Below are 22790 nucleotides of genomic sequence, written 5' to 3' on the forward strand. Positions count from 1 at the left end.
GAGCCTGCCGAGTACCGCCTGCATGACTGAATTCGTCGTCGCCATTCCGGCCCGCTATGCCGCCTCGCGGCTGCCGGGCAAGCCGTTGCGCCCGCTGGGCGGCGAGCCGCTGGTGCTGCATGTGGCGCGCCGCGCGCTGCAGGCCGGTGCCCGTGAAGTCTGGGTAGCGACCGACGATCAGCGCATTGCCGATGCGCTGTCCGGGCTGGCCGAAGTGAAGGTGGCGATGACCGCGACCACGCACGCCTCCGGCACTGATCGCCTTGCCGAATGCGCACGCATTGCCGGCTGGGCCGATGACACGGTGGTGGTCAACCTGCAGGGCGACGAACCGTTCGCACCGGCGGCCGGTATCCGTGCGGTGGCCGATGCGCTGGTCGCAGGCACTGCGACGATGTCGACTCTCGCCACGACCGTCGAGGACGCGCACACCCTGTTCGACCCGAACGTGGTGAAGCTGGTGCGCAACGTGCGCAACGAGGCGATGTACTTCAGCCGCGCGCCGATCGCCTGGCACCGCGACGGCTTCGCACGCAGCCGCGACACGCTGCCGGACGGCCACCACTGGTTGCGCCACATCGGCATCTACGGCTATCGCGCCGGCTTCCTGCAGCAGTTCGCGGCGATGCCGCCGGGCCAGCTGGAGCAGGTCGAATCGCTGGAGCAGCTGCGCGTGCTGGAAGCGGGCTATCCGATCAGCGTGGCGATCTCGCCCGAGCCGTTCCCGCCGGGCATCGACACGCCCGAGGACCTGGAGCGCGCCGAGGGGCTGCTGCAGGCGATGGCGCCGCGATGAGGCTGCTGGTCGTCTGCCTCGGCAACATCTGCCGTTCGCCGATGGCCGAAGGTGCGCTGCGCGCACGCCTGGATGCCTCGCCGCTGGCCGGGCGGGTGCAGGTTGATTCGGCTGGCACCGGCGACTGGCACGTGGGCGAGCCGCCGGACCGCCGCGCGATCGCCTGCGCGGCCGGGCACGGCGTGGACATCGGCGGCCTGCGCGCACGCCAGCTGCAGGCCGTGGATTTCGACCGTTTCGACTGGATCCTGTGTGCCGACGAGGCCAACCTGCGTGATGCCGGGCGCCTGGCGTCGGCGGCCCAGCGTGAACGGCTGGCGTTGTACCTGCCCTGGTCGGGCGTTCAGGGGCGGGTAGCCATCCCCGACCCCTACAGCGGCGGCAGCGATCATTTCGAACAGGTCTGGTCGCTGGTCGACGATGCTGCAAAACGTGCGGTGGCACGACTGTTGCATGACGCCGACTCCGGCATAATCGGGTCATGAACGTCCAGCCCGTCCCGGACCTGCCCGAGTTCGCCACCTGGCTCAATGCCACCCCTTGCACCCTGACCGAACTGCGCGGCCGGCCGGTCGCGCTGCTGTTCGTCAATGCGGCCTCCGCCTGGAGTGCGCAACGCCTGGCCGAGTTCGGGCAATGGCTGTCGCGCCACCCCGGCAAGCTGCAGCCGCTGGTGCTGCAGGTGCCGCGCTTCGATTTCGAGCGCGACGCCAGTGCCGCACTGAAGCTGCTGCGCCGCCAGGGCCTGGCCATGCCGGTGCTCCTCGACGCGGACTGGGATGGCTGGCGCCGCTTCGGCGTGACCGCCTGGCCGACCATGGTGCTGCTGGATGCGCAGGGTCGCGAACAGCAACGGCTGGTCGGGCAGGGCGCACCCGGTGAACTCGAACGCGCCTTGAACGCGCTGTGCCAGGGCGCTCCGTCGGCACCGCCGCGTGGCGGCAGCGAACTGCATCCGGAACCACGCCAGGCGCTGCGGTTCCCGCTGGGCCTGGCGGTCAGCACCGAACGCCTGTACATCGCCGACAGTGGCCACCACCGCATTCTCGAATGCAGCCATGGCGGCCGCATCCTGCGCCAGTTCGGCCTCGGTACCGCCGATTTCATGGACGGCAACCTGGCCGAAGCGGCGTTCCACCGCCCGCAGGCGCTGGTGCTGGAGCGCGATTCGCTGTACGTCGCCGACACCGGCAACCATGCGGTGCGCCGCATCAACCTGCTGACCGGCATCGTCGACACGCTGTGTGGCAACGGACGTCCCGGTGCGCCGATGGAAGGTCCGGTGGCGCAGGCGCGGCAGGTCTCGCTGGACCATCCTGTCGGCCTGGCCATCGCCGACAACCAGCTGCACATCGCGATGGCCGGCGACAACCGCATCTGGAGCTACCACCTGGGCCAGCGCAGCCTGCAATGGCGCGCCGGCAGTGGTTCCATCGACGAGCGTGACGGCAGCGGCCACCTGGCTGCCTTTGCCCAACCGACTGCGCTGGCCGTGGTGCAGCAGGTGTTGTACGTCGCCGACGCCTTGGGATCCTCGATCCGTGCACTGCAACTGCGCGGCGACCTGGTGCAGACGCTGGTCGGGCAGGGGCCCTGGCGCTTCGGCAGCGAAGACGGCCCGCGTGCGCAGGCCAGCCTGCAGTATCCGCAGGCGATCGCATTGAGCGCGGACGCTCCGCTGCTGTGGATTGCCGATACCGGCAACGGTCGCCTGCGCACGCTGCGCCTGGGCGGCGGTGAACTGACCACCCAGCCGCTGCCGCGCCGCCTGCATGGCCCGGCCGGATTGGCGGTGGGCGCCGGTGCGGTGTGGATCGCCGAGACTGACGCCCATGCCGTGCTGCGATTCGACCCCGACAGCGGCGTGCTCAGCGAAGTCCCGATCAGCGAATGACCGACGTTCCCGCCCCGGCCTTCGACGGCAAGGCCTTCGCGGCCCAGCTCAGCACCGCCCCTGGCGTGTACCGCATGTACGCCGCCGACGACACCCTGCTGTACGTGGGCAAGGCGCGCGCGCTGCGCAACCGTGTCGGCAGCTATTTCAACGGCAGCCCGAAGAACGCGCGGATCATGTCGATGATCTCGCAGATCACGCGCATGGACGTGACCGTGACGCGCTCGGAAGCCGAGGCGTTGCTGCTGGAAAACCAGTTGATCAAGTCGCTGTCGCCGCGCTACAACGTCTCACTGCGCGATGACAAGACCTATCCGCATGTGCTGCTGACCCGCGAGGACTGGCCACGCATCGCGCTGCATCGTGGTCCGCGTGCCATTCCTGGGCGCTACTTCGGGCCGTATCCCGGCGTCACCGCCGTGCGCGAGACGCTGAACCTGATGCACAAGCTGTTCAAGCTGCGCAGCTGCGAGGACAGCGTGTTCCGCAACCGCTCGCGGCCGTGCCTGCAATACCAGATCGGGCGTTGCAGCGCGCCGTGCGTGGAGCTGGTCCCGGCGCCGGAGTACGCCGAGTCGGTGCGCCGCGCCGCCCTGTTCCTGGAAGGCAAGAGTGACGAGCTGACCCGCGAACTGGGCGAGCAGATGCAGGCCGCCAGCGAGGCGCTGGAGTTCGAGCAGGCCGCGCGCCTGCGCGACCTGATCTCCTCGCTGCGCAGCATGCAGACCCGCCAGTACGTGGATGGCCGCGCCGCGGACCTCGATGTGCTGGCCGTGGCCATGCAGGGCTCGCAGGCCTGCGTGCTGCTGCTGGCCTTCCGTGATGGCCGCAACCTCGGTACCCGCCCGTTCTTCCCGCGCACCAATGGCGAGGAAAGCCCGGAAGAGGTGCTTGCCGCCTTCGTCTCGCAGTACTACATCGAATTCGAGCCGCCGCGCGAGATCCTGCTGGACCGCGAGATTCCCGACGCCGACCTGCTGGTCGCCGCGCTGTCGGCCTCGGCCGAGCGCAAGGTGCAGCTGAAGTGGAACGTGCGCGGCGAGCGCGCCGGCTATGTGGAATTGGCCAGCCGCAACGCGCAGCTGACCCTGGCCACCGAACTCAACAGCCGCAATGCGCAGCACGCGCGCAGCGATGCGCTGCGCGAGATGCTGGGCCTGGCCGAGCCGGTCAAGCGTGTCGAGTGTTTTGATATCAGCCACACCCTGGGCGAGGCCACCGTAGCCTCGTGCGTGGTGTTCGACGCCGCCGGCCCGGTGCGCGCGCAGTACCGCCGCTTCAACATCAGCGGCATCGAGCCGGGCGACGACTACGCCGCCATGCGCCAGGCCATCGACCGCCGTTTCCGCCGCGCAGTGGAAGAGCAGGGCGTGCTGCCGGACGTGCTGCTGATCGACGGTGGCGCCGGCCAGCTGTCGCAGGCCCAGGCCGCACTGGCCGATCTGGGCGTGGAAGGCGTGCTGCTGGTGGGCGTGGCCAAGGGCGTGGAGCGCCGTGCCGGCCACGAGGCGCTGGTGATGCCCGATGGCCGCGAGCTGCGCCCGGGCGCGGCCAGCCCGGCGCTGCAGTTCATCCAGCAGGTGCGCGACGAGGCGCATCGCTTCGCCATCACCGGCCACAGGGGGCGCCGCCAGAAGGCGCGGATGACCAGCAAACTGGAGGATATCCCCGGCATCGGGCCGCGCCGCCGCGCCAGCCTGCTCAAGCATTTCGGCGGCCTGGTGGGCCTGAAAGCCGCTGGCGAAGCGGAAATCGCCAAGGTGGAAGGCATCAATGACGCCCTCGCGGCACGTATCTACGCTAACCTGCACGGGTTGGCCACGCCTGATGCGGCCGAGTAGAGAGAGAAGCACGCAAGCATGAAGTTGACCCTGCCCACCTGGCTGACGTTGTTGCGGATCGTGATGATCCCGGTGCTGGTGCTGGTGTTCTACCTGCCCTACACCTGGACCAACTTCGCTTCGGCGGCGATCTTCGGCCTGGCCGCGATCACCGACTGGCTCGATGGCTGGATCGCACGCCGTTACCAGCTGGAGTCGGCCTTTGGCGCCTTCCTCGACCCGGTCGCGGACAAGCTGATGGTGGCGGTGGCGCTGTTCCTGATCGTGCAGGGTCATCCGACGCCGTGGATGGCGTTCTGGGCGGCGGTCATCGTCGGCCGCGAGATCGCGGTGTCGGCGCTGCGCGAATGGATGGCCGAGCTGGGCCAGCGCGCGAAGGTGCGCGTGGCGATGATCGGCAAGGTCAAGACCACCGCGCAGATGGTCGCGCTGCTGTGCCTGCTTTACTCGGTGGCCCCGAACGTGCCGGTGGAAGACATCTGGATGGGCTGGCCGGTGTTCCATATCGGCGACTGGACCCTGGCCATTGCCGCCGTGCTGACCCTGTGGTCGGGCCTGCAGTACCTGCACGCCGCCTGGCCGAGCCTGCGCGACGATGAGCGCGCTGCGCGCGAGCGTGCGCGGCAGAAGAAGCTGGGCAACTGAGCCCGGTGTCTGAGCCCCGGAGTCGGATCCCTTTCCGAAGGAAAGGGCTCTGACCCCATCGATGCGCCTATCCCCGCACGGCGTGGATCTACTGGAAATGCCGCATCCACGGAGGGGGCGGATCCATCAGTTTGCGGAGACGCTGTAGTAGATCCACGCCATGCATGGATACGCGGTGCAAGGCGCCTCGCAGGCCCCGGAAAAACCGCTTGACGCCATCCTTGGAACAGGTAGAATTTCGCCTCCCAAGCGGGAATAGCTCAGTTGGTAGAGCGCAACCTTGCCAAGGTTGAGGTCGCGAGTTCGAGTCTCGTTTCCCGCTCCAGATTCAAGAAGAACGCTCCCGGAAGGGAGCGTTTTTCGTTTGTGTGCAGGGCACTTCATCCCTGCTTCACCGCCACCCCATCGCCTCACCACGCGTGCTCGCGAAGCTGTATCTCCGTTCCAGCCCGGCGATGCCGCGATGCCTCATCAATCCTCTGCTTACGACCACGATGTGGTCATCGTCGGCGCCAGTTTCGCCGGTGCCGCCTGCGCCTTGGCCGCCGCGCAGTACGGTCTGCGCGTCTGCGTGCTGGAACGCAAGGTCGACCCCGGCGAGCGCCTGCACACCACCGGCATCGTGGTGAAGGAAGCGATGGAGGAGACCTGGCTGGGGCGCATGCCCGAACATCTGGTGGACCGGGTCGCAAACGTGCGCCTGTATGCGCCGAACCTTCGCAGCGTGTTGCTGGCCGCACCGGGCTATTACTTCCTCACCACCGATACGCCGAACCTGATGCGCTGGCTGGCCAGCGAGCTGCATGCGAACGGCGTCGACCTGCGCCTGCAGCAGTCCTTTACCGACGCCCATCGCAGTGGTGACGGCTGGCAGGTGGATGGGGCAGGGCGATGCGCCTATCTGGTTGGCGCTGACGGCGCACGCTCACGCGTGGCACAACGCACCGGGCTTGGCCAGGTGCGTGACAACCTCTACGGCGTCGAGCGTGAGTTCGCCGGCCTGCAGGTGTCGCAGGGCGATGCACTGCATTGCTTCGTCAGCAAGCGCTACGCACCGGGCTACATCGGCTGGGTCGCGCAGAATCCGACCGGGCTGCAGGTGGGATTGGCGCTGCGTCATGACCCGCAACAGGTACGGCCGCCGGATATCGATGGCTTCCTCGACCACGTGCGCAATGTGGTCGGCATTCCGCCTTCGGCGCGTCCCTCGGCCACCCGCGCCGGCTTGGTCCCGTGCGGCCGGCCGGATGGGCCCTTCACCGGCCAACGCGTGATCCTGACCGGCGACGCGGCAGGCATCGTCTCGCCGCTGTCCGCCGGCGGCATCCACTCCTCGTGGCGGCACGGCTGGGCGGTCGGCGAGGCGATTTCCCGCCATCTGCGTGGGCAAGGGCCGGAAGCGGAACGGGTGGCGCGGCAGGTGGCGCCGGCATTCCACGGCAAGCGCCTGCTGCGCTGGGCGATGGACCATCTGCAGGCCGACTGGCCGCTCAACGCACTGCTGCACACGGGGGCCACGCGGCGCATCGCCGAGCAGGTCTACTTCCACCGCCGTGGCCTGCGAACCTGAGGTGTCGGTCCTGAGGGCCTGAACGCCTCCCGCAATGCCGGTGAAAATTCCTGTTGACGCCGTGCAGCAATATCGACACAATAGCGCTCCTTCGACGCAGATCGAACGGAATCTGCGGGAATAGCTCAGTTGGTAGAGCGCAACCTTGCCAAGGTTGAGGTCGCGAGTTCGAGTCTCGTTTCCCGCTCCAGAATCAGAAAAACGCTCCCGCAAGGGGGCGTTTTTCGTTTGTCATGACGTTGGCCAGGCGGGTCGCTACAGGCGGGCCACGACATTTTCATGGTGGGCGTGGTAAGTCTGCAGCTGGGGGCGATTCCGACATTGGTGTCGCAATCGGCATGACGGGGGGGCGCAGCGATCGTGGGGACGATCGGAAGCACCTGGCACGAGGGGCTGCAACAGACGCAATGACCTGGAATCCGCACCAGTGTTCCGCCTGCTGCAGGCACTGAAAGGCTGGCGAAAGGCCTGCGCCGGCGTTGCCTGAACCGCACGCGTGCTGTGACCTTTTTCGGACCATTTCTCCATGTTCGCTCCACAATCGCACGGTAGCCTTCATGCTCCTTCTACACGTTGGCGGGCTGGTGGTCAGGCGTATCACTTCAGTGGCAGTGCCCAGGACGGGGCGCGGACTCTCCCTGCAGGCAGTGCTGCGACCCGGCGCGCTGCTCGCAAGTCTCGCATTGGCGGGCTGCATGTCGGTGCCGGTTCCGGATCTGCCTGATCGCACGCCCAGCACCTGGACCCAGGTGCCGCAGGGCCAAGGCGTGGCGGTGGACGCCAAACAGTGGTGGAAAGTGTTGTCCGACCCAGCGCTGGATGGACTGGTCGATCAGGCCATCGCCGGCAACCTCGACCTGCAGCAGGCCACGCTGCGCCTGCAGGCCGTGCGGATTGTCGCCGGCACGTCCGATTCGCGCTTCCTGCCGGAAATCACGGCCAGCGCCAAGCAGGTGCAGGATGCCGCTGCGGTCGACACCTACTTCCACGCGGGTATCGAAGCGATCTGGGACCTGGGCCTGTTCGGCGCCGCCGAGAGCGCGCAGTTGAGCGCGCAGGCGTCGGCCGGTAACGCCGAGGCGCTGCGTGGTGCCGCGCAGGTCGCGGTGATCGCCGACGTGGTGCGCAGCTATCTGGATCTGACCGTGGCGCAGGCCCAGCAGGACCTGTTGGCCCGCCAGCAGGCGGTGGACGATCGCGGCGAACAGTTGGCCCTGGTACGCCAGCGCCTGCGCCTTGATGAGCCCGGCGAACTTGATCGCCTGCGTGCACGCCAGGCCGCCACCCGCGCGGCCACGGCGCAGGCACGGGAAAACGCGGACAACGCTGCCCGTGCGTTGGCTTTGCTGCTGGGACGCGATGGCCCGGACCCGGCCTGGCGTGCCTATCGCACGCCGCCGACGCTGGGTGCGTTCTCGCTGCAGCAGGTCCCGGCCTATCTGCTGCGCCATCGGCCGCAGATCCTGCTGGCCGAATCGGAGGTGATGCAGGCTGCTGCCAGCAAGGGTTCGGCACGCGCCGCGATGTATCCGCGTGTCAGCCTCGGTGGCTCCATCCTGTACGCCTACAACCTAACCCAGAACGCCCGCTCCAATTCCGATTCGAGCCCGTCGATCGGCCCGTACATCGATATTCCGCTGTGGGACTGGGGCCAGCGCCGCGCACGCTTCCATGCCGATGAAAAGCAGCTGGATGCCGCCTTGCTGGGTTACCGCAAGGCGGTGCTGGAAGGCGTGAGCGAAGTGGAAGGCGCGCTCGGCAGCCTGGCGCGCCAGGACAGCAGCATCCAGTCGCTGCGCGCGGCCGATGATGCCGCCGGGCAACAGGTCAAGCGGCAGGCGCGGCAGGTGCAGTTGGGGCTGTCCAGCGAATTCGACGGGCTTGACGGGCAGCGTGCGGCACTCGCCGCGCAGGCCGACCTGATCGGTGCACAGGGTGCGCGCGTGCTGGCCTTTGCGTCGCTCTACCGCGCCCTCGGTGGTGCTCCGTTGCCTGTCGAGGGTGAGGGCGAATCGCAATGATCGCGCTGGCCCGCAAGACCCTGGCCTATGAATGGCGCCGGTTCCTGCCGGTGGTGCTGGCGATGTGCTTCGCCGGTGTGCTGTTGATCGTGCAGGCGGCACTGGTGCTGGGCATCTTCGGTACCGCTGCGATCTACGTGAAAGCGTCCTCGGCCGACATCTGGGCCGGCTTCCCCGGCACCCAGAGCGTCAACTACGGCCATGCGATCAGCGCCGACGTCGAAAGCCACCTGCGCATGGACCCGGATGTCACCCGCGTCGAACCCTACGAGTGGGTCGATGGCGAATGGCGCTCGGGCGCGCAGGGTACCGGCAACGTGTCGGTGTACCTGTCCGGCATCTCCACCGGCGATGACGCAATGATGTTCGCGCGCATCCTGCCTGCCGACCTGCGCGCGCAGCTGCGCGAGCCGGGGGCGGTGATCGTCGACAGCGCCGACCTGGATACGCTGGGCGTGGACCTGCAGAGCAACCGTGCATGGATCAATGGCAAGGCGGTGCGCGTGGTCGCCGCGCAACCGGGCCTGCGTGGCCTCGGTGGCGTCAACGTGCTGGCCTCGCTGGATACCGCGCGTGCCATCGCCGGTACCGATCCGCACGAGGGTAGTACCTATTTCGTGGCGGGCCTGCGCTCGCCGGACCTGGCCGACCGCGTGCGCGACCGCCTCGCTGCGTCGATGGGCCAGGCCACGCCGGTCGAGTTCTGGACCGCGCCGGCGTTCGCCAGCCGTTCGCAGCAGTACTGGTTGTTCGACACCGGCGCCGGCATCGCGGTGCTGTTCATGGCCGTCATCGTCTGCTTCGTCGGCGCGGTGATCACCAACCAGTCGTTCGCCTCGGTGGTGGCTGGTTCGGTGCGCGAGTACGCCACGCTCAACGCGCTCGGCGCAGGTCGCTACGCGCTGGCACGGGTGGTATTCGAGCAGGCATTGCTGATCGGTGGCGTGGGCATGTTGCTGGCGGCGGCGTTCAGTACCGTCGTGCTGTTGATCGCACAGTCCCAGCGCGTGCCGGTGCAGCTGACGCCGATGGTCATCATCGGCTGCGTGGCGCTGGTCGCGGTGATGGCCATGCTGTCGAGCATCATGGCGGTACGCAGTGTGGTCCGCTCCGATCCATCGTTGCTGCTGCGTTGAGGACCGGCCGATGACCTCCAAACATGCCGTCGCCCCAACGTTGCAGGCCGACGCACTGGAAAAAGGCTTCATGTCCGGCGATATGCAGGTGCCGGTGCTGCGCGGCCTGTCGCTGGACATCTATCCGGGCGAGTTGACCCTGGTCTCGGGCCCTTCGGGGTGCGGCAAGAGCACGCTGCTGTCGCTGCTGTCCGGCCTGTCCGCGCCGGATGGCGGTCGCGTGCACGCGCTGGGCCAGGACGTGGGCCACATGACCCGCGGCGAGGTGGAGCGCTTCCGCCTGCACCATGTCGGCTTCGTGTTCCAGGGCTTCAACCTGTTCCCGGCACTGACTGCGCTGGAGCAGGTGCAGCTGCCGCTGGGCTACCGCGGCATGCGCAATCGCGAAAGCGAGCCGCTGGCGCGCAAGGCGCTGGAAGAAGTGGGCCTCAGCCACCGCAGCCACATGCGCCCGGCGCAGTTGTCCGGCGGTGAGAAGCAGCGCGTGGCGGTGGCCCGTGCCTTCGCCAAGTCGCCGACACTGATCTTCGCCGACGAACCCACCAGCGCGCTGGACGCCGAGAATGGCCAGCGCGTGATCGACATCCTGCATCGCTACGCACGTGCGCATGGCGCCACCGTGCTGTGCGTGAGCCACGATCCGCGCCTGATCCGGCATGCCGATCGGGTGATCGCCATGGAAGACGGCATGGTCCGTGATGACCGCCGCCAGAACGAAACCGTAGAGTCCGCCCCATGACCAAGACGTCGCACCTGCTTCCCCTCAGCCTGGTACTGTCCGCGGCACTGCTGCTTTGCGCCTGTTCCAGGGACGCGCCCGCCCAGGCACCTGCAGGTAAAGCCAGCACTGCCACCGCCGGCAAGGTTGCGGTGGCGCGCGGCATCATCGATGTCGAGGGTGGCCTGATCGCGCTGGCGCCGCCGGTGGATGGTTCGATCACCGCCGCGCTGGTGAAGGAGGGCGCCACGGTGAAGAAGGGGCAGCTTCTGCTGTCGCTGGACGGTGCGCTGCTGCAGCAGGAAGTGGCGATGGCCACCGCTGATCTCGCACTGGCCAATGACCGCCTGAAGGGCAGCCAGGCGCAGCTGCGCGAACTGGAGCGCAATGCCACCCGCCTGTCCACGGGTGCGAGCGAAGGCGTGTCGTCCAACCAGCAGGCCGATGCGGCCAAGCAGCAGCTGGCTGGCGTACGCGCCGATGTCGACGTGGCCGGTGCGCAGGTCGACATGGCCCAGCACAAGCTGGAACACGCCAGGCTGAAACTGCAGCAGATGTCGCTGAGCGCGCCGGAAGCCGGCACCGTGGTCGGCCAGGTGCCGGGCCTCGGCGCCTTCGTGCAGGCCGGCAAGCCGGCGATATCACTGCTGCCGGCGCGCCCGCTGCAGGTACGTGCCGAACTCAGCGCGGCCTACGCCGATGCCGTGCAGGTGGGCATGAGGGCCACCGTGGTGCCAGACAGCGATGGTGCCGAGAACGCCAGCACGCTGCCGCCCGCACGCGTGGTACGCATCAGCCCGGTGTTCGCGCAGGCTCGCCTGCCTGAAGACGCGGGGCGTGGCGTGGCCAAGGTGGTGGAGTGCGTGCTGGAGTTCGATGGCGAGGCCAAGGCGCGCTTCGGCCAGCATGTGCGGGTGGAGTTCCGGAAGTAGGCCTAGTGCTGCAACGGGGGCGCATCCGCGCGCCCTCGACGCCTGAACGCCCGCCACGCGCTCACCGCCGACACCATGCACAGCGCCAGCAGCAGGCCCACGTCCAACAGCAGCAGCCACAGCAGATGCATGCCTTGTACCGGCGGCTGATGCATCGCCGACAGCATCCACGGCACCGACCACAGCAGCAGAAGGGCGAAGGCGATCAGCAGGCGCAGCCACAGGCGTTTCAGTCTCCACGGCCGCACGATCAAGGCGGCTACCACCAGTTCGACGGTGCCCAGCAACGCGAAGACGATGACGGTGCTGGTCGGGTAGGGCAGTTCGGCGCCTTCCAGGTGGTGCAGCAGCCAGTAGTCCGGAGTGAAGCCGGCATTGACCAGTGCGGCGATCAGCGCCAGCCAGGTCAGCGCGACCAGCAGCCAGAACAGGCGGATGTAACGTCTAGGCATCGGTGGTGTCCGTGGTGTAGCGGGAGGTTGCCCGCGACGAATAGCGCAGGCTTGCGGCGATTGCGGCCAGTGCCAGCAGGCCAGGTCCAACGGTGAAGTACACCAGGCGCAGCGGATGGTCGTGCATCAGCGTCCAGCTGGCGAACGCCAGCGGCGCCGCCAGCACCAGCAGCTTGGCGAACAATGGCCGCAACACTGCGATCAGCAGTTGGGCGCCAATGAACATCCAGAACAGATGGAACTGGGCGATGCCCAGGCCGATGTCGCGATGGGCGGTGAAGCCGAAATGGTCGCGATACCAGTTCATTCCCAGCGGAATCAGTGCCCAGTACAGCAGCGCCACCAGCAGATGCAGCAGCAGGGCGATCAACAAGGGTTTGCCGCGAAGGAACATGGGCGCATGGGGCTGGGCGGGGCAGCGTACCCCAGTGCGGACGCCCGTGACCGCATGATGTGAAGACTGTTGACGGCGTGATGGAAGTTGGACACAATAGCGCTCCTTCGACGCAGGTCGAACGGAATCTGCGGGAATAGCTCAGTTGGTAGAGCGCAACCTTGCCAAGGTTGAGGTCGCGAGTTCGAGTCTCGTTTCCCGCTCCAGATTCTACAGGGCCCCGGCAGGGGCCTTGTTTTTCTCCCGCCACGGCAAGGCGGGGCACGTTGAGCCGCAAGGCTTTGCGCGCAGTCAGAAAGGTGAAATCGCTGGTGTGTTTTCCGGATTTCCGGTAGCATGTCGGCTTACGCGGGAATAGCTCAGTTGGTAGAGCGCAACCTTGCCAAGGTTGAGGTCGCGAGTTCGAGTCTCGTTTCCCGCTCCATGTTCCGACAGGCCCCATCATGGGGTTTTGTCTTGTCAGGGTTCCGTTCCTGGCGCGCAGTACGTTGGCCTCATGGCAGAGTGGCTATGCACCGGATTGCAAATCCGTTTACAGCGGTTCGATTCCGCTTGAGGCCTCCAATTGAAAAGCCCTGACTCCGGTCAGGGCTTTTTTGTTGGCTACGATTGCGTTCCCGCTTGCGCGATCGTTGCGCGGCCTGGCGGCCAGTCATGGCGGATCCGGTGGCGCTACACTGGTCTGATGAACCAGATTGATCACTTCCGCGGCGCCTTGCTCGGCCTCGCGTGCGGCGATGCCGTCGGTACCACGCTGGAGTTCAAGCCTCGTGGCAGCTTCACCCCGATCACCGACATGGTGGGTGGTGGGCCGTTCCAGCTGCAGCCGGGGCAATGGACCGACGATACCTCCATGGCGATGTGCCTGGCCGAGAGCCTGGTGCGTTGTGACACCTTCGATGTGCACGATCAGATGAACCGCTACGCCAACTGGTACCGGCATGGGTACTGGAGTGCGACCGGCGAGTGCTTCGATATCGGTATGGCAACGCGGGCTGCGATCGACCGGTTCCTGCAGGATGGCCATCCGCTGGCGGGTAGTGACGATCCACGCAGCGCTGGCAATGGCTCGATCATGCGTTTGGCGCCGGTGGCATTGCGCTACGCCGGGACCCCCGACCTGCAGGCAATGGCCGAGCTGAGTTCGCGAACGACGCACGCTGCGCAGGAGTGCCTGGAGGCGTGCCGCTTGCTGGCGGTCGCGCTGGAGCGGGCGTTGGCAGGTGGCACCCGTGACGCGGTGCTGGATCTCAGCAATGTCCCCGTTGAGAGCGCGCGGCTGCAGCAGATCGCGGCGGGCGGCTACCGCGGTGCCGCGCGTGAGCAGATCCGTGGCAATGGCTATGTTGTCGACAGTGTCGAAGCTGCACTCTGGTGCTTTGATCGCCACGACACCTTTGAAGCCGTCGTACTCGAGGCGGCCAATCTTGGCGAGGACGCCGACACCACGGCCGCCATCGCGGGGCAGCTGGCGGGCGCATTCCATGGTGCGCGCGGAATCCCCGGGCGGTGGTTGCAGCGGCTGGCCCTGCGTGCCGAAATCCAGGCGCTGGCCGATGCGCTGCACGCCTTGAACCAGGGCAGCGACCGCGCTGCGTGAGTCGGGTTCCCTGCCCGTGAACTGCGCCGGCAGGACGCTCCCTGCCGTCGCCATTTCCGACGCCGCGAGGGAACCCGTGCGGCAGCTCGCATGCCGCGGCCGCCAGTCTCAGCCACCCACGACATGGAAAGGCGCTATGGTCGGGTTCCACGTCTCAGGGAGCCGCAATGGCGAGCAAGGACATCACGCGTCGCTTCAGCCACGGAGCGAAACGGAAATGAGCAAAGTCATGGCAGATGTGCGTTGGCTGACCTTTCGCTTGAAGAACGGGCAATCCATCGGGCCGGAGCGGCTGAAGGACGGATGGGTGATTGCCTCGGAAACCGCCCGCTGCGAGGTCCGCCGCGAGCATATCGAGGGATCGGGCCTGGTGTATGCGCTGTATGCGCCGGCCAGCCTGGCCTCACCGCGGCGCGCGGAAATGCGCATGCGCGAATTCCTGATGAGCTCGGGCTACACCTTCACGATGGGCACGCTGGGCGGCTGACTGGGCCCGTCATGGTTGCGCTCGCACGGTCAGCGCCTGGCCCTGCATGCCGATCGGGCGGCGTGCATCGTGCAGCACCATGCTGGTCAGGCCGAGGCCTTGGCGGCTGAACGACACACGCCACCCGAGCAGCCCCTTCCCGCACGGTGGTGATGCGTTGCGGCACGCGATGGACTCAGCGTTGCACTGCTTTCAAGGCGTCGACCACCTGTGTCCCAGAAAAACCACAGTGTCCTTCGCCCACCGGCGGCAACACGCGTGGCAGCGGGCGTGCGCCAGCCCGTACGGCCAATTGCGGATACACCGTCTGCATGTGCGGCACGATGGTCGGGTCGTTGTGGTTGAACTGGATCACCAGCGGTCGCTTCAGTGCGCCGGTCATTGCCAGCGTGTCGCGGACATGCGCCTGTGCCGCAGGCACGGGATCGATGCGCTGAACGCCGGCATTGAATGCGGCGTCGTCACCGAATCCGCTGTACACCACCCCCAGGTTGCCGACCGGCATGCCGCCGCTGCGCGTGGCCAGTTCGTGCAGCACCAGTGCGTGCAGGCTGATGGCGCCGGCCAGTGCATCAGGGGACACCTGCAGCCGCCGCGCCAGCACTGCGGCGTGCGACGGATCACGTTGCAGGGCATTGGCGATGCCCTGGTACAACTCGCCCTGTGGCAGCGCGGCGACTTCGCGCGCTACCAGGCCGGCGGCCGGCAGCCCATCGGCCTTGGGGAAGAAGTAATCGAATGCGACCAGCGTGGTCAGCAGATCGGTCGCGATCTGTTCGCCACCGAGATTGGCGCCGCACAGCGACACGCCACCTGCGTAGTGCTGCGGGAAGCGCTCGAGGCTGCCGATGGTCACGGCGCCGCCCATCGAGAATCCCAGCATCCAGGTGTGGCGGACATGCTTGAGTTCAGCCACTGCCTGTTGGCGCAGGCGTTCCATGTCGGTGATCGCATCGGCCACCGCCCAGCCCTGGCTGGCATAGGCGCTCTGCGCGACGGCGTAACCTGCTGCCAGCAGTGGCGCGGTGCTGTCATTGGCCGCCATGGGTGCGGTGCGTGGCATGCCGACCGGTTCGTAGCCATGGGCCAGCATCACCAGGTCGCCGTTCCAGCTGGCCGGAACATCCAGCCGCCACGGTGCGCCCTGCCGCTCGCCGCTGAGCGTGCGCGGTGCCGGCGGTGGTGCAGCCAGCAATGTCATCCAGGGCAGCAGGCAGAGGGCAAGCGCACATCGAAACAAGGTTCGCATCGGGGTCATTCCATGCGGGAATGGCGCCGAGCATAGATCCCTGCACAACCTTGCGCGCGCTGCAGTGCCGCAGGGCATTGCCGGTCGGCGGTGCTGCGCTCTACGCTGGCGGCATGGCCCTGCACAGCATCGCGTCGATTATCCGCATTCCCCACGGGAAGGCGGGGTAGCGCGCGGTCATCACGGCCAAGCAACCTGCCCGGGAAGGCGGGTTGCATGCAGCGCTCTCCCGGGTAATGAATCCACCAAGGAGAATACAGATGCACGACCTTTCATCGAACGACGCTGCGCCGACGCTGCACCTGGTGTGCGGCAAGATCGGTGCCGGCAAATCCACCCTGTCGCAGCAGCTGGCGTTGAAGCCGCGCCACGTATTGATCAGCGAAGACACGTGGCTGGCGGCGCTGTATCCGGGCGAAATCCATTCCATTGCCGACTATCTGCAGCGTGCAGCCACGTTGCGCAATGTGCTGGCCGATCATCTGCGCACATTGCTGCAGGCCGGTGTTTCGGTGGTGCTCGATTTTCCATTCAATACGCCAGCCAGCCGCGCGTGGGCACGTGAAGTGTTCTCGCCGGTTGGCGCTGCACATCAACTGCATTTCCTCGACATTGCCGATGAGGTCTGCAAGGCGCGGCTGCGCGCGCGCAATGCTCTCGGCGAACATCCGTTCCAGGCCAGCGACGAGGAGTTCGAACGTATCACCCGCCACTTCGTTGCACCGGCCGCGGAAGAGCGCTTCGTGGTGATGCGCTGTACCGAGGCAGGCCCGGCGTAGCGCAGCACCAGGCGGCCGTCGTCATGCTGGCGCAGCTGCATGAATTCGAGACGGATCACTCAGCCAGTGCCGCCCCCTCAACCGCCGAATCCGATACGATCTGTCGCATTGAGTTCGTCTCGCTTGATCCGGAGTCCCGTCATGGTCGACCGTCTCGCCATTCTGCTGGAACGTTTTTCGGTCACCGCCTCGGTGTTCCATGCCGGCGCGCTGTGCGGCATCAACACGCTGGAGGGCGAGGATGAAGCCGGGCAGTTGCACCTGGTGCGACGTGGCCCGCTGCAGGTCAGCCACGGCCACCAGACCGTGCAGGTCGAGGTGCCGAGCCTGCTGCTGTACCCGCGGCCGATGCCGCATCGCTTCAGTACCGACCCGCAGCAGGGCGCCGACATGGCCTGCGCCAACTTGCATTTCGAGGGCGGACGGCTCAACCCGATCAGCGCCGCATTGCCCGATTTCATCTGCCTGCCGCTGGCCGATCTGTACGGCGGCAACGCAGCGCTGGAACTGCTGTTCGAGGAAGCCTTCGAGCAGCGTTGCGGGCGTGCGGCGATGGTCAACCGGCTGTTCGAGGTGGTGATGATCCAGGTGCTGCGCCAGCTGATGGAAGGTGGCGAAATGCGTGGTGGCCTGTTTGCCGGGCTGGGTCATCCGCGGCTGCGGCTGGCGCTGGTGGCGATGCATGAAGCGCCCGCACAGTCCTGGACCCTGGAAGACCTGGCCGAGGTCGCCGGCATGTCACGCAGCGTGTTTGCTGCCAGTTTCCGTGAGGCGATGGGCACCACGCCCGGTCAATACCTGCAGGGCTGGCGGGTGGGCCTGGCGCAGCAGGCACTGCGCCAGGGCAGACCGCTCAAGCGGATTGCCGACGATGTGGGGTACGGCAGCGAAGCCGCGCTGTCGCGCGCATTCAAGGCGCACACCGGGCAGTCGCCGCGCGAGTGGCGCGGGCAGGCCCGCGCCGGCGCGGCCTGAGTCTCAGCCCAGCACCAGCCGGGCCAGTTTCATGCCACCGAACAGGCCGACCAGGCCCAGTGCCACCGAACCGCCGGCGTACAACGCTGCCAGGCCGTGCTGGCCGCGCTGCAGCAGCACGCCGATTTCCAGCGCATAGGTGGAGAACGTGGTGTAGCCGCCGAGAACGCCGGTGGCCAGCAGCAGGCGCAGCTGCGGCGAGGCGCCATTGCGCAGGGCGAAGGCTTCGACCAGCACGCCCATCAGCAGCGCGCCGCTGATGTTGATCAGGAAGGTCGACCATGGCCACGGGCTGCCGACTGCCACCCGCGTACCGATCAGGTTGCAGGCATGGCGAAGGCAGGCGCCGAGCCCGCCGCCGATGAAGACCAGCAAGTAGTTGTTCAATGCGTGCATCACGTGCCTCGGGTACGGGTTCGCTGATTCGATGGCGAACGCCGAGGGCAGGCACGGCCTGCCATCGACGAACGCCGGTTCGTCCTGGCAGGAGCCATCAGCCCTTTCAGGCGGTTATCGGGGGAGCCCCATCCCCATCGGCGACCATGCTACCAGCGGTAGTGCATTCACGTCATCGAGGTCGTCAGCACCCGGATGACCTTGCTGCGGCTGAAGCCGTCCATCAGCAGTTCGAAGGCCAGCAGGTCCAGGGCCGCGTGGCGGCGGTGGTCGATCTCCAGGCCCTTCTCTTCCACCAGATGGCTGACCAGTTCGTAGGCGTCCTGCCAGACATCCAGGTGGGCTTGGCTGGGGATATAGGTATTGCCCCGCTCACCGACGCCAAGCCCGCTCACGCCATACAGCAGTTCACGCGCGTCCAGCTTGGCCGCATCGGCGATGCGGAACAGCTGTTCGGCCTTCACATGGGCGGGGCTGACGTGGTCGTTGAGCCAGTTGCTGATGGTTGCCGTCGTCGAATCGGCGGCGCGGGCCAGATCGGCCGGGCGAGGGTGCCCGGCTTTCTTCATGGCAATGGCGAGTCGTTGGCCGAGAGTATTCATCTATGCAAGCCAGCTTAACGCGTGGATCGCAAAGATCCCTTGTTCCAAGAATAAGTCTGGTTAACAGAAGGACCGACCGTGACCGAATTCTGGAGCAAGGGGCAGGTGCGCACCCGGCTGGGTTTCCGCACCGATGCCGAACTGGCGCGCTTTTTTGGCATAAGCCGATCTGCAGTGTCGCAATGGCCCAAGGATTTCCCGATTCCTGCGTTACGCCAATACATCCTGCATCAGCGCTATCCCAACCTGTTCCCGGCAACTGAAGCCACGCAGGGCGAATAAGCCTCAACTGCGCCGCCTTTTGTCGCATATAGCACTCTAAGTGCCATTTGCTAAGTATGCTTAGCAACATAGGAAACTTCGATAGAACGGGGTCGGGCTATCGATGAGGCCTACCAAGGCAGAGGCTGGAGGAATCGGGTAGGTTGTCGGCTCCGGCCCATCCGGGAAGCCTGTCATCCCGTATGTGGTTTCGTGAACGATTAATAATTTCGATCACGAAAGTCGCTGCATGTAATTGACCTGTCGTGAAATCTATGACTAATTGGCATCAACCGGGCGTGAAGCCCGGGAGTCTTTCAGTAGCTCGCAAGTGAGTCGGTAGACCGTCAACGATGCAGAACAAGTCCAACGGAGGTCGTATGGAATACGGCATGCATGGCTTGGCTGAACGGGTACGCCGCGAACTGGAAGCCAGTTATCACAAACACGGATGCGGTCCGGCGTTCTGGGATACCTACCAGCAGGTGCTGGACCGCCTGGTCCCGCAGGGGACCGAGCGTACCGAAGTCACCAATGAAATGGCGCTGATCATCGAACAGCTCGGCATCGTCCGACGTGCGCAGCTGGTGCCGCCGCACGCCAACGGGCCGCGTTGACCCGTTGATTCAAAGCAGGCGCCAGGCGCCACAGGCCAACAGCGCCAGCAGCATCGACAGCAGTGCCAGGGTCCGCGGTCGCCACCATTGCCGCGGTTGCCCGGCCATGGCCTGCGGACTGCAGTAGCGCACCAGCCCCGGGCCGAAACCGGCCTGGTGCTGCTGCCGCGAGCAGGCGTCCAGGCAGGCGCCGCAGGCCAGGCAATCGGCCTGCGGTCCCTGGCGGATGTCCAGCTGCATCGGGCAGGCGCTGACACACGCGGTGCAGTCGGTGCAGTCGCCCAGGCGATCGGCGCTGAAGGTGGGCATCGGTCCGGCCAGCAGCGGATGTGCGGCGCGGAACACGTAGTCCTGTGCGGTGGTCGGGTCGAGCAGGCCGCGTCCGCGTCCGAGCACGCCCCCCATGCCCGGAGGGCGCATGCCGCGCGGTTCGCCGCGGCGCGCGTCGTACAGCATGCGTGGTGTATGTGGATCGATCAGCAGTGGTTGCATGCGCGCGAACGGGCACAGCGAACGGCACACCTGCTCGCGCAGGAAGCCGGCATTGCCCCAGGTGGCGGCGGCATAGAACAGCACCCAGAATGTTTCCCAGCCGCTCCAGCCGGCATTCGGAGCGGCGGCCAGCAGTCCGGCGATCGGGCTGAACAGGCCGACGAAGGTGATGCCAGTCCACAGCGACAGCAGCCCCCACGCGACCTGGGTGGCCGGGCGCACGGCTGGCACTGGCAAGACCTTGGCCATGCCGTGCGCGATCCAGTCGAAGGCACGACGCCACAGCGTCTGCGGGCAGGCATGACCGCACCAGATGCGGCCGGCGAGGTGGGTGAGCAGCGCAAGGCCCACCGCCAGCACCGCCAGCAACCCGATCAGCACGCCGACATCGCCGGGCCACAACGTCCAGCCGAACAGGTCGAAGCGCCGTGCGTTGATGTCCAGCAGCAGGGCCTGGTGTCCATTCCAGCGCAGCCATGGCAGGGCATAGAACAGGACCAGCAAGAGCGCGCTGAGCGCGCCGCGCCAACGCCAGGGGCGTGGGGTTCCGGTTCCGGTACAGGGCGTACTCATCCCAGCGGCAGCTCGTCGTCGTCATCGCTCGGCAGGGGCCGCTGCAGGTACCAGGTGACTGCGCTGGAAAGTGCGGTCACCGACCAGAACATGAAGAATCCTGCCGTATAGCCCAGTTCACGGCTGATCGCCGTGCCCGGGAAGCTGATCGCCTGCAACCGCAGCGGGTCGACGAAGGCGAAGAACACCACGCTGGCCAGGCCGGCAGCGATGAAGCTGGGCCAGAGGATGGCACCCCAGTGCTGGATCAGCTGCTGGCGGCGGCTGGGAGAGGGTCTGTTCATGCTGTCCCGGATCGGAATGAGGGCGGCGCGTATACTCCGCCGAGGCCGGCGCAGCATCCGCAGGGCATGCTTCCTGCAATCGTGGCAGCCTAGGTGCAGCGGACTGCGCCGACATTGATCTGGATCAACGGCGGTGCCGGCCGGCTGCGGCACACTGCCGGCACGCTTTGGGTACCCCCGATGAACGCAATACCGCCACCTGTCCTGCCCGTCGCCTCGCCCGGGCTGTGCACCGAGCAGGAAGTGACCCGCCTGGTCCACGACTTCTATGCGCGCGTGCGCGAGGAAGAGCGGTTGGGGCCGGTGTTCCAGGCGCATGTCCACGACTGGCCGGAACATCTGGCGCAGCTGGTCGATTTCTGGTCGGCGATGCTGCGCGGCACGCGCCGCTTCAAGGGCTCGCCGATGTCCAAGCACATGGCCATCGAGCTGGACAAGGACTTGTTCGATCGCTGGCTGGTGCTGTTCCGGATCACCACCGCCGAGTGCGGCAACCCGCCGATGCAGGAGCTGGCCAACGACGTCGCCGCGCGCATCGGTGACACCTTCTGGAAGCGCTACCAGATGCTGCGCTGGCCGCAGGTGGGCCTGCCGGTGCTGGGAATCCCCACCCGCGATTGATCTGGGTCAAGGCGGTCATGGCCGTCCGGCGCGATGCTGGCGGCATGGACACGTTCTCTCCCGCCGCCGGTGGCCTGGCCTGGACCTTCGACCCCGACCTGCTGCGCCGGCATGACCGGCCGGGGCCGCGCTACACCTCGTATCCGACCGCGCCGCACTTCCACGATGGCTTCGACGCGCCGGCGCTGCGCCAGGCGATCGCCGACAGCAACCAGCTGGCGCGCGCGCTGTCGCTGTACGTGCATGTGCCGTTCTGCTCCAGCCCCTGCTTCTACTGCGGCTGCAACCGGGTGATCACCCGCGACCGCGGTCGGGGCCACAGCTACGTCGCGCGCGTGCTGGCCGAGGCCGACCTGCTGGCGCCGCAGTTCGAGGACGGCCGTGAGGTCATCCAGCTGCATCTGGGCGGTGGTACGCCGAACTTCCTCGAGGCCGAGGCGATGACCACGCTGGTGGAGGGGCTGCGCCGGCGCTTCGATTTCAGCGATTCGCCGCAGCGCGATTTCTCGATCGAACTCGATCCGCGCTTCATCGATACCCGCGATGTCGCCATGCTGGCGCGGCTGGGCTTCAACCGGGCCAGCCTGGGCGTGCAGGATTTCGATCCGCATGTGCAGGAATCGATCAACCGCATACAGGGCGTGCAGCAGACGCTGGACATCCTGCATGCCTGCCGCGACAGCGGCATGCGCTCTGTCAACGTCGACCTGATCTATGGGCTGCCTGGACAGAGCCTGCAGGGATTCGGCCGCACCCTGGAACGAGTGCTGGCATTGCGACCGGATCGCCTGGCGGTGTATGGCTACGCACACCTGCCACACCTGTTCCGCGCGCAGAAGCAGATCGACGAGCGCCGGTTGCCTTCACCGGAAGACAAGCTGGCGCTGCTGGGCCTGGCGGTGGAGAAGCTTTCTGCTGCGGGTTACCAGTACATCGGCATGGATCACTTCGCGCTGCCGGAAGAGGACCTGTCGCGCGCGCAGCGTGCCGGCCAGCTGCATCGCAACTTCATGGGCTATACCACCCACGCCGATACCGACCTGCTCGGCCTGGGCGTGAGTGCGATCAGTCATATCGGTGCCACCTACAGCCAGAATCCGCGTGACCTGCCGTCGTGGGAGGACGCGGTGGACCAGGGCCAGCTGCCGGTCTGGCGCGGCGTGGCACTGAGCGCCGACGACCAGCTGCGCGCTGAACTCATCCAGCAGCTGATGTGCCAGGGCGAGGTGGACGGTGCCGTGCTGGGCCAGCGCCATGGCGTCGATTTCGAGCAGTACTTCGCCGAGGACCTGCGTTCGGTGCAGCGGTTGCAGGAAGACGGCCTGGCCGAATACCGCGACGGTGTAGTGCGCGCCAGCGAGCCGGGTCGGCCGCTGCTGCGGCTGCTGGCGATGTGTTTCGACCCCTACCTGCGCGCGGCGCATGAACAGCCGCGTTACTCGCGTGCAATCTAAG

At 66.8% G+C, this 22790-nt stretch carries 25 protein-coding genes, 5 tRNA genes and 1 riboswitch; of the genes, 23 read left to right on the forward strand and 7 right to left on the reverse strand.

Annotation, left to right across the window (positions count from 1 at the left end; genetic code table 11):
* Nucleotides 1–22: 22 nt before the first annotated feature.
* From kdsB to AC5P7F_RS09635, 12 genes are all read left to right on the forward strand, one after another.
* Nucleotides 23–796, forward strand: a complete 774-nt coding sequence (gene kdsB / locus AC5P7F_RS09580) for a 3-deoxy-manno-octulosonate cytidylyltransferase (protein WP_014646608.1) — start codon at nt 23–25, stop codon at nt 794–796.
* Nucleotides 793–1281, forward strand: coding sequence for an arsenate reductase/protein-tyrosine-phosphatase family protein (locus tag AC5P7F_RS09585; protein WP_164076928.1), 489 nt, complete (start codon nt 793–795; stop codon nt 1279–1281). The genes kdsB and AC5P7F_RS09585 overlap by 4 nt, the downstream gene beginning before the upstream one ends.
* Nucleotides 1278–2690 (forward strand): hypothetical protein, encoded by a 1413-nt coding sequence (locus tag AC5P7F_RS09590; RefSeq protein ID WP_164076927.1) that lies wholly within the window; start codon nt 1278–1280, stop codon nt 2688–2690. Before AC5P7F_RS09585 ends, AC5P7F_RS09590 begins: the two co-directional genes overlap by 4 nt.
* Entirely contained in the window at nt 2687–4531 is a 1845-nt protein-coding gene (gene uvrC / locus AC5P7F_RS09595; protein WP_014646611.1) for an excinuclease ABC subunit UvrC, read from the forward strand. The genes AC5P7F_RS09590 and uvrC overlap by 4 nt, the downstream gene beginning before the upstream one ends.
* Nucleotides 4532–4549: 18 nt before the next feature.
* Nucleotides 4550–5176, forward strand: coding sequence for a CDP-diacylglycerol--glycerol-3-phosphate 3-phosphatidyltransferase (gene pgsA / locus AC5P7F_RS09600; protein WP_012510614.1), 627 nt, complete (start codon nt 4550–4552; stop codon nt 5174–5176).
* 249 nt (nt 5177–5425) lie between these two features.
* Nucleotides 5426–5501 (forward strand) — tRNA-Gly (locus AC5P7F_RS09605).
* A gap of 138 nt (nt 5502–5639) precedes the next feature.
* The gene (locus AC5P7F_RS09610; RefSeq protein ID WP_075075706.1) at nt 5640–6746 is read left to right on the forward strand and encodes an NAD(P)/FAD-dependent oxidoreductase; all 1107 of its coding nucleotides are present in this window, start codon (nt 5640–5642) and stop codon (nt 6744–6746) included.
* Nucleotides 6747–6860: 114 nt separating this feature from the next.
* A tRNA-Gly gene (locus tag AC5P7F_RS09615) sits at nt 6861–6936 on the forward strand.
* Between the two features lie 367 nt (nt 6937–7303).
* Nucleotides 7304–8767, forward strand: coding sequence for a TolC family protein (locus AC5P7F_RS09620; RefSeq protein WP_164076926.1), 1464 nt, complete (start codon nt 7304–7306; stop codon nt 8765–8767).
* Nucleotides 8764–9903, forward strand: a complete 1140-nt coding sequence (locus AC5P7F_RS09625; RefSeq protein ID WP_032959316.1) for an ABC transporter permease — start codon at nt 8764–8766, stop codon at nt 9901–9903. The genes AC5P7F_RS09620 and AC5P7F_RS09625 overlap by 4 nt, the downstream gene beginning before the upstream one ends.
* Before the next feature lie 10 nt (nt 9904–9913).
* Nucleotides 9914–10642, forward strand: coding sequence for an ABC transporter ATP-binding protein (locus AC5P7F_RS09630; protein ID WP_049404602.1), 729 nt, complete (start codon nt 9914–9916; stop codon nt 10640–10642).
* Nucleotides 10639–11553: an HlyD family secretion protein gene (locus AC5P7F_RS09635; RefSeq protein WP_014646637.1), complete on the forward strand. Its 915-nt coding sequence runs from the start codon at nt 10639–10641 to the stop codon at nt 11551–11553. Before AC5P7F_RS09630 ends, AC5P7F_RS09635 begins: the two co-directional genes overlap by 4 nt.
* A gap of 2 nt (nt 11554–11555) precedes the next feature.
* Here AC5P7F_RS09635 and AC5P7F_RS09640 read toward each other — a convergent pair whose 3' ends face one another.
* Nucleotides 11556–12005: a hypothetical protein gene (locus tag AC5P7F_RS09640; RefSeq protein ID WP_014646638.1), complete on the reverse strand. Its 450-nt coding sequence runs from the start codon at nt 12003–12005 to the stop codon at nt 11556–11558.
* Nucleotides 11998–12399 carry a hypothetical protein gene (locus AC5P7F_RS09645; protein ID WP_046429875.1) on the reverse strand — a complete coding sequence of 134 codons (402 nt, stop codon included), beginning with the start codon at nt 12397–12399 and terminating at the stop codon, nt 11998–12000. The genes AC5P7F_RS09640 and AC5P7F_RS09645 overlap by 8 nt, the downstream gene beginning before the upstream one ends.
* Before the next feature lie 130 nt (nt 12400–12529).
* Here AC5P7F_RS09645 and AC5P7F_RS09650 point away from each other — a divergent pair.
* The 5 genes from AC5P7F_RS09650 to AC5P7F_RS09670 all read left to right on the forward strand — a co-directional run bounded on the left by AC5P7F_RS09650 (nt 12530) and on the right by AC5P7F_RS09670 (nt 14486).
* Nucleotides 12530–12605, forward strand: a tRNA-Gly gene (locus tag AC5P7F_RS09650).
* 142 nt (nt 12606–12747) lie between these two features.
* Nucleotides 12748–12823 (forward strand) — tRNA-Gly (locus AC5P7F_RS09655).
* Between the two features lie 66 nt (nt 12824–12889).
* Nucleotides 12890–12963: transfer RNA gene (locus AC5P7F_RS09660), tRNA-Cys, on the forward strand.
* Between the two features lie 121 nt (nt 12964–13084).
* Entirely contained in the window at nt 13085–13999 is a 915-nt protein-coding gene (locus AC5P7F_RS09665; RefSeq protein WP_014646667.1) for an ADP-ribosylglycohydrolase family protein, read from the forward strand.
* A gap of 217 nt (nt 14000–14216) precedes the next feature.
* Nucleotides 14217–14486, forward strand: coding sequence for a hypothetical protein (locus AC5P7F_RS09670; RefSeq protein WP_032959304.1), 270 nt, complete (start codon nt 14217–14219; stop codon nt 14484–14486).
* 175 nt (nt 14487–14661) lie between these two features.
* On the opposite strand, the gene AC5P7F_RS09675 is transcribed toward AC5P7F_RS09670, so the two are convergent.
* Complete coding sequence (locus AC5P7F_RS09675; protein ID WP_164077629.1) at nt 14662–15735, reverse strand: alpha/beta hydrolase family protein; 1074 nt, start codon at nt 15733–15735, stop codon at nt 14662–14664.
* Nucleotides 15736–15995: 260 nt separating this feature from the next.
* On the opposite strand from AC5P7F_RS09675, the gene AC5P7F_RS09680 reads away from it, so the two are divergent.
* Both AC5P7F_RS09680 and AC5P7F_RS09685 read left to right on the forward strand, forming a co-directional pair.
* Nucleotides 15996–16514, forward strand: coding sequence for an AAA family ATPase (locus AC5P7F_RS09680; RefSeq protein WP_164077628.1), 519 nt, complete (start codon nt 15996–15998; stop codon nt 16512–16514).
* 141 nt (nt 16515–16655) lie between these two features.
* Nucleotides 16656–17489: a cupin domain-containing protein gene (locus tag AC5P7F_RS09685; RefSeq protein ID WP_164077627.1), complete on the forward strand. Its 834-nt coding sequence runs from the start codon at nt 16656–16658 to the stop codon at nt 17487–17489.
* Nucleotides 17490–17492: 3 nt separating this feature from the next.
* Here the strand turns inward: AC5P7F_RS09685 and crcB are convergent, their stop codons facing one another.
* Both crcB and AC5P7F_RS09695 read right to left on the reverse strand, forming a co-directional pair.
* Nucleotides 17493–17885 carry a fluoride efflux transporter CrcB gene (gene crcB / locus AC5P7F_RS09690; RefSeq protein WP_014646672.1) on the reverse strand — a complete coding sequence of 131 codons (393 nt, stop codon included), beginning with the start codon at nt 17883–17885 and terminating at the stop codon, nt 17493–17495.
* An 81-nt stretch (nt 17886–17966) separates the two neighbouring features.
* Nucleotides 17967–18030: riboswitch (Fluoride riboswitch) on the reverse strand.
* A gap of 22 nt (nt 18031–18052) precedes the next feature.
* Nucleotides 18053–18454, reverse strand: coding sequence for a helix-turn-helix domain-containing protein (locus tag AC5P7F_RS09695; protein ID WP_005415999.1), 402 nt, complete (start codon nt 18452–18454; stop codon nt 18053–18055).
* A gap of 111 nt (nt 18455–18565) precedes the next feature.
* Between AC5P7F_RS09695 and AC5P7F_RS09700 the strand changes: the two genes are divergently transcribed.
* Nucleotides 18566–18769, forward strand: coding sequence for a helix-turn-helix domain-containing protein (locus AC5P7F_RS09700; protein WP_014646673.1), 204 nt, complete (start codon nt 18566–18568; stop codon nt 18767–18769).
* A gap of 359 nt (nt 18770–19128) precedes the next feature.
* Nucleotides 19129–19365 carry a hypothetical protein gene (locus AC5P7F_RS09705; protein WP_005416001.1) on the forward strand — a complete coding sequence of 79 codons (237 nt, stop codon included), beginning with the start codon at nt 19129–19131 and terminating at the stop codon, nt 19363–19365.
* 9 nt (nt 19366–19374) lie between these two features.
* Here AC5P7F_RS09705 and AC5P7F_RS09710 read toward each other — a convergent pair whose 3' ends face one another.
* Entirely contained in the window at nt 19375–20430 is a 1056-nt protein-coding gene (locus AC5P7F_RS09710) for a 4Fe-4S dicluster domain-containing protein (RefSeq protein ID WP_046429888.1), read from the reverse strand.
* Complete coding sequence (locus tag AC5P7F_RS09715; RefSeq protein WP_032959293.1) at nt 20427–20714, reverse strand: hypothetical protein; 288 nt, start codon at nt 20712–20714, stop codon at nt 20427–20429. The genes AC5P7F_RS09710 and AC5P7F_RS09715 overlap by 4 nt, the downstream gene beginning before the upstream one ends.
* A 180-nt stretch (nt 20715–20894) precedes the next feature.
* Here AC5P7F_RS09715 and AC5P7F_RS09720 point away from each other — a divergent pair, with 180 nt between their 5' ends.
* Complete coding sequence (locus AC5P7F_RS09720; protein WP_041863293.1) at nt 20895–21335, forward strand: group III truncated hemoglobin; 441 nt, start codon at nt 20895–20897, stop codon at nt 21333–21335.
* A gap of 44 nt (nt 21336–21379) precedes the next feature.
* Nucleotides 21380–22789, forward strand: coding sequence for an oxygen-independent coproporphyrinogen III oxidase (gene hemN / locus AC5P7F_RS09725; protein WP_041864131.1), 1410 nt, complete (start codon nt 21380–21382; stop codon nt 22787–22789).
* The last annotated feature ends 1 nt before the right edge of the window (nt 22790 follow it).

It is taken from the genome of Stenotrophomonas sp. YJH_SMC_105-26, from assembly GCF_059368915.1.

What these genes read in the sequence shown, in the direction of transcription:
- AC5P7F_RS09645 (WP_046429875.1), bottom strand. Translation starts at nt 12,399, where the DNA reads ATGTTCCTTCGCGGCAAACCCTTGTTGATCGCCCTGCTGCTGCATCTG.
- AC5P7F_RS09610 (WP_075075706.1), top strand. Translation starts at nt 5,640, where the DNA reads ATGCCTCATCAATCCTCTGCTTACGACCACGATGTGGTCATCGTCGGC.
- AC5P7F_RS09705 (WP_005416001.1), top strand. Translation starts at nt 19,129, where the DNA reads ATGGAATACGGCATGCATGGCTTGGCTGAACGGGTACGCCGCGAACTG.
- AC5P7F_RS09630 (WP_049404602.1), top strand. Translation starts at nt 9,914, where the DNA reads ATGACCTCCAAACATGCCGTCGCCCCAACGTTGCAGGCCGACGCACTG.
- AC5P7F_RS09675 (WP_164077629.1), bottom strand. Translation starts at nt 15,735, where the DNA reads ATGCGAACCTTGTTTCGATGTGCGCTTGCCCTCTGCCTGCTGCCCTGG.
- AC5P7F_RS09670 (WP_032959304.1), top strand. Translation starts at nt 14,217, where the DNA reads ATGAGCAAAGTCATGGCAGATGTGCGTTGGCTGACCTTTCGCTTGAAG.
- pgsA (WP_012510614.1), top strand. Translation starts at nt 4,550, where the DNA reads ATGAAGTTGACCCTGCCCACCTGGCTGACGTTGTTGCGGATCGTGATG.
- AC5P7F_RS09715 (WP_032959293.1), bottom strand. Translation starts at nt 20,714, where the DNA reads ATGAACAGACCCTCTCCCAGCCGCCGCCAGCAGCTGATCCAGCACTGG.
- kdsB (WP_014646608.1), top strand. Translation starts at nt 23, where the DNA reads ATGACTGAATTCGTCGTCGCCATTCCGGCCCGCTATGCCGCCTCGCGG.
- AC5P7F_RS09695 (WP_005415999.1), bottom strand. Translation starts at nt 18,454, where the DNA reads ATGAAGAAAGCCGGGCACCCTCGCCCGGCCGATCTGGCCCGCGCCGCC.
- AC5P7F_RS09585 (WP_164076928.1), top strand. Translation starts at nt 793, where the DNA reads ATGAGGCTGCTGGTCGTCTGCCTCGGCAACATCTGCCGTTCGCCGATG.
- AC5P7F_RS09635 (WP_014646637.1), top strand. Translation starts at nt 10,639, where the DNA reads ATGACCAAGACGTCGCACCTGCTTCCCCTCAGCCTGGTACTGTCCGCG.
- AC5P7F_RS09680 (WP_164077628.1), top strand. Translation starts at nt 15,996, where the DNA reads ATGCACGACCTTTCATCGAACGACGCTGCGCCGACGCTGCACCTGGTG.
- uvrC (WP_014646611.1), top strand. Translation starts at nt 2,687, where the DNA reads ATGACCGACGTTCCCGCCCCGGCCTTCGACGGCAAGGCCTTCGCGGCC.
- AC5P7F_RS09720 (WP_041863293.1), top strand. Translation starts at nt 20,895, where the DNA reads ATGAACGCAATACCGCCACCTGTCCTGCCCGTCGCCTCGCCCGGGCTG.
- AC5P7F_RS09710 (WP_046429888.1), bottom strand. Translation starts at nt 20,430, where the DNA reads ATGAGTACGCCCTGTACCGGAACCGGAACCCCACGCCCCTGGCGTTGG.
- AC5P7F_RS09665 (WP_014646667.1), top strand. Translation starts at nt 13,085, where the DNA reads ATGAACCAGATTGATCACTTCCGCGGCGCCTTGCTCGGCCTCGCGTGC.
- AC5P7F_RS09625 (WP_032959316.1), top strand. Translation starts at nt 8,764, where the DNA reads ATGATCGCGCTGGCCCGCAAGACCCTGGCCTATGAATGGCGCCGGTTC.
- AC5P7F_RS09590 (WP_164076927.1), top strand. Translation starts at nt 1,278, where the DNA reads ATGAACGTCCAGCCCGTCCCGGACCTGCCCGAGTTCGCCACCTGGCTC.
- AC5P7F_RS09685 (WP_164077627.1), top strand. Translation starts at nt 16,656, where the DNA reads ATGGTCGACCGTCTCGCCATTCTGCTGGAACGTTTTTCGGTCACCGCC.
- AC5P7F_RS09620 (WP_164076926.1), top strand. Translation starts at nt 7,304, where the DNA reads ATGCTCCTTCTACACGTTGGCGGGCTGGTGGTCAGGCGTATCACTTCA.
- hemN (WP_041864131.1), top strand. Translation starts at nt 21,380, where the DNA reads ATGGACACGTTCTCTCCCGCCGCCGGTGGCCTGGCCTGGACCTTCGAC.
- crcB (WP_014646672.1), bottom strand. Translation starts at nt 17,885, where the DNA reads ATGCACGCATTGAACAACTACTTGCTGGTCTTCATCGGCGGCGGGCTC.
- AC5P7F_RS09640 (WP_014646638.1), bottom strand. Translation starts at nt 12,005, where the DNA reads ATGCCTAGACGTTACATCCGCCTGTTCTGGCTGCTGGTCGCGCTGACC.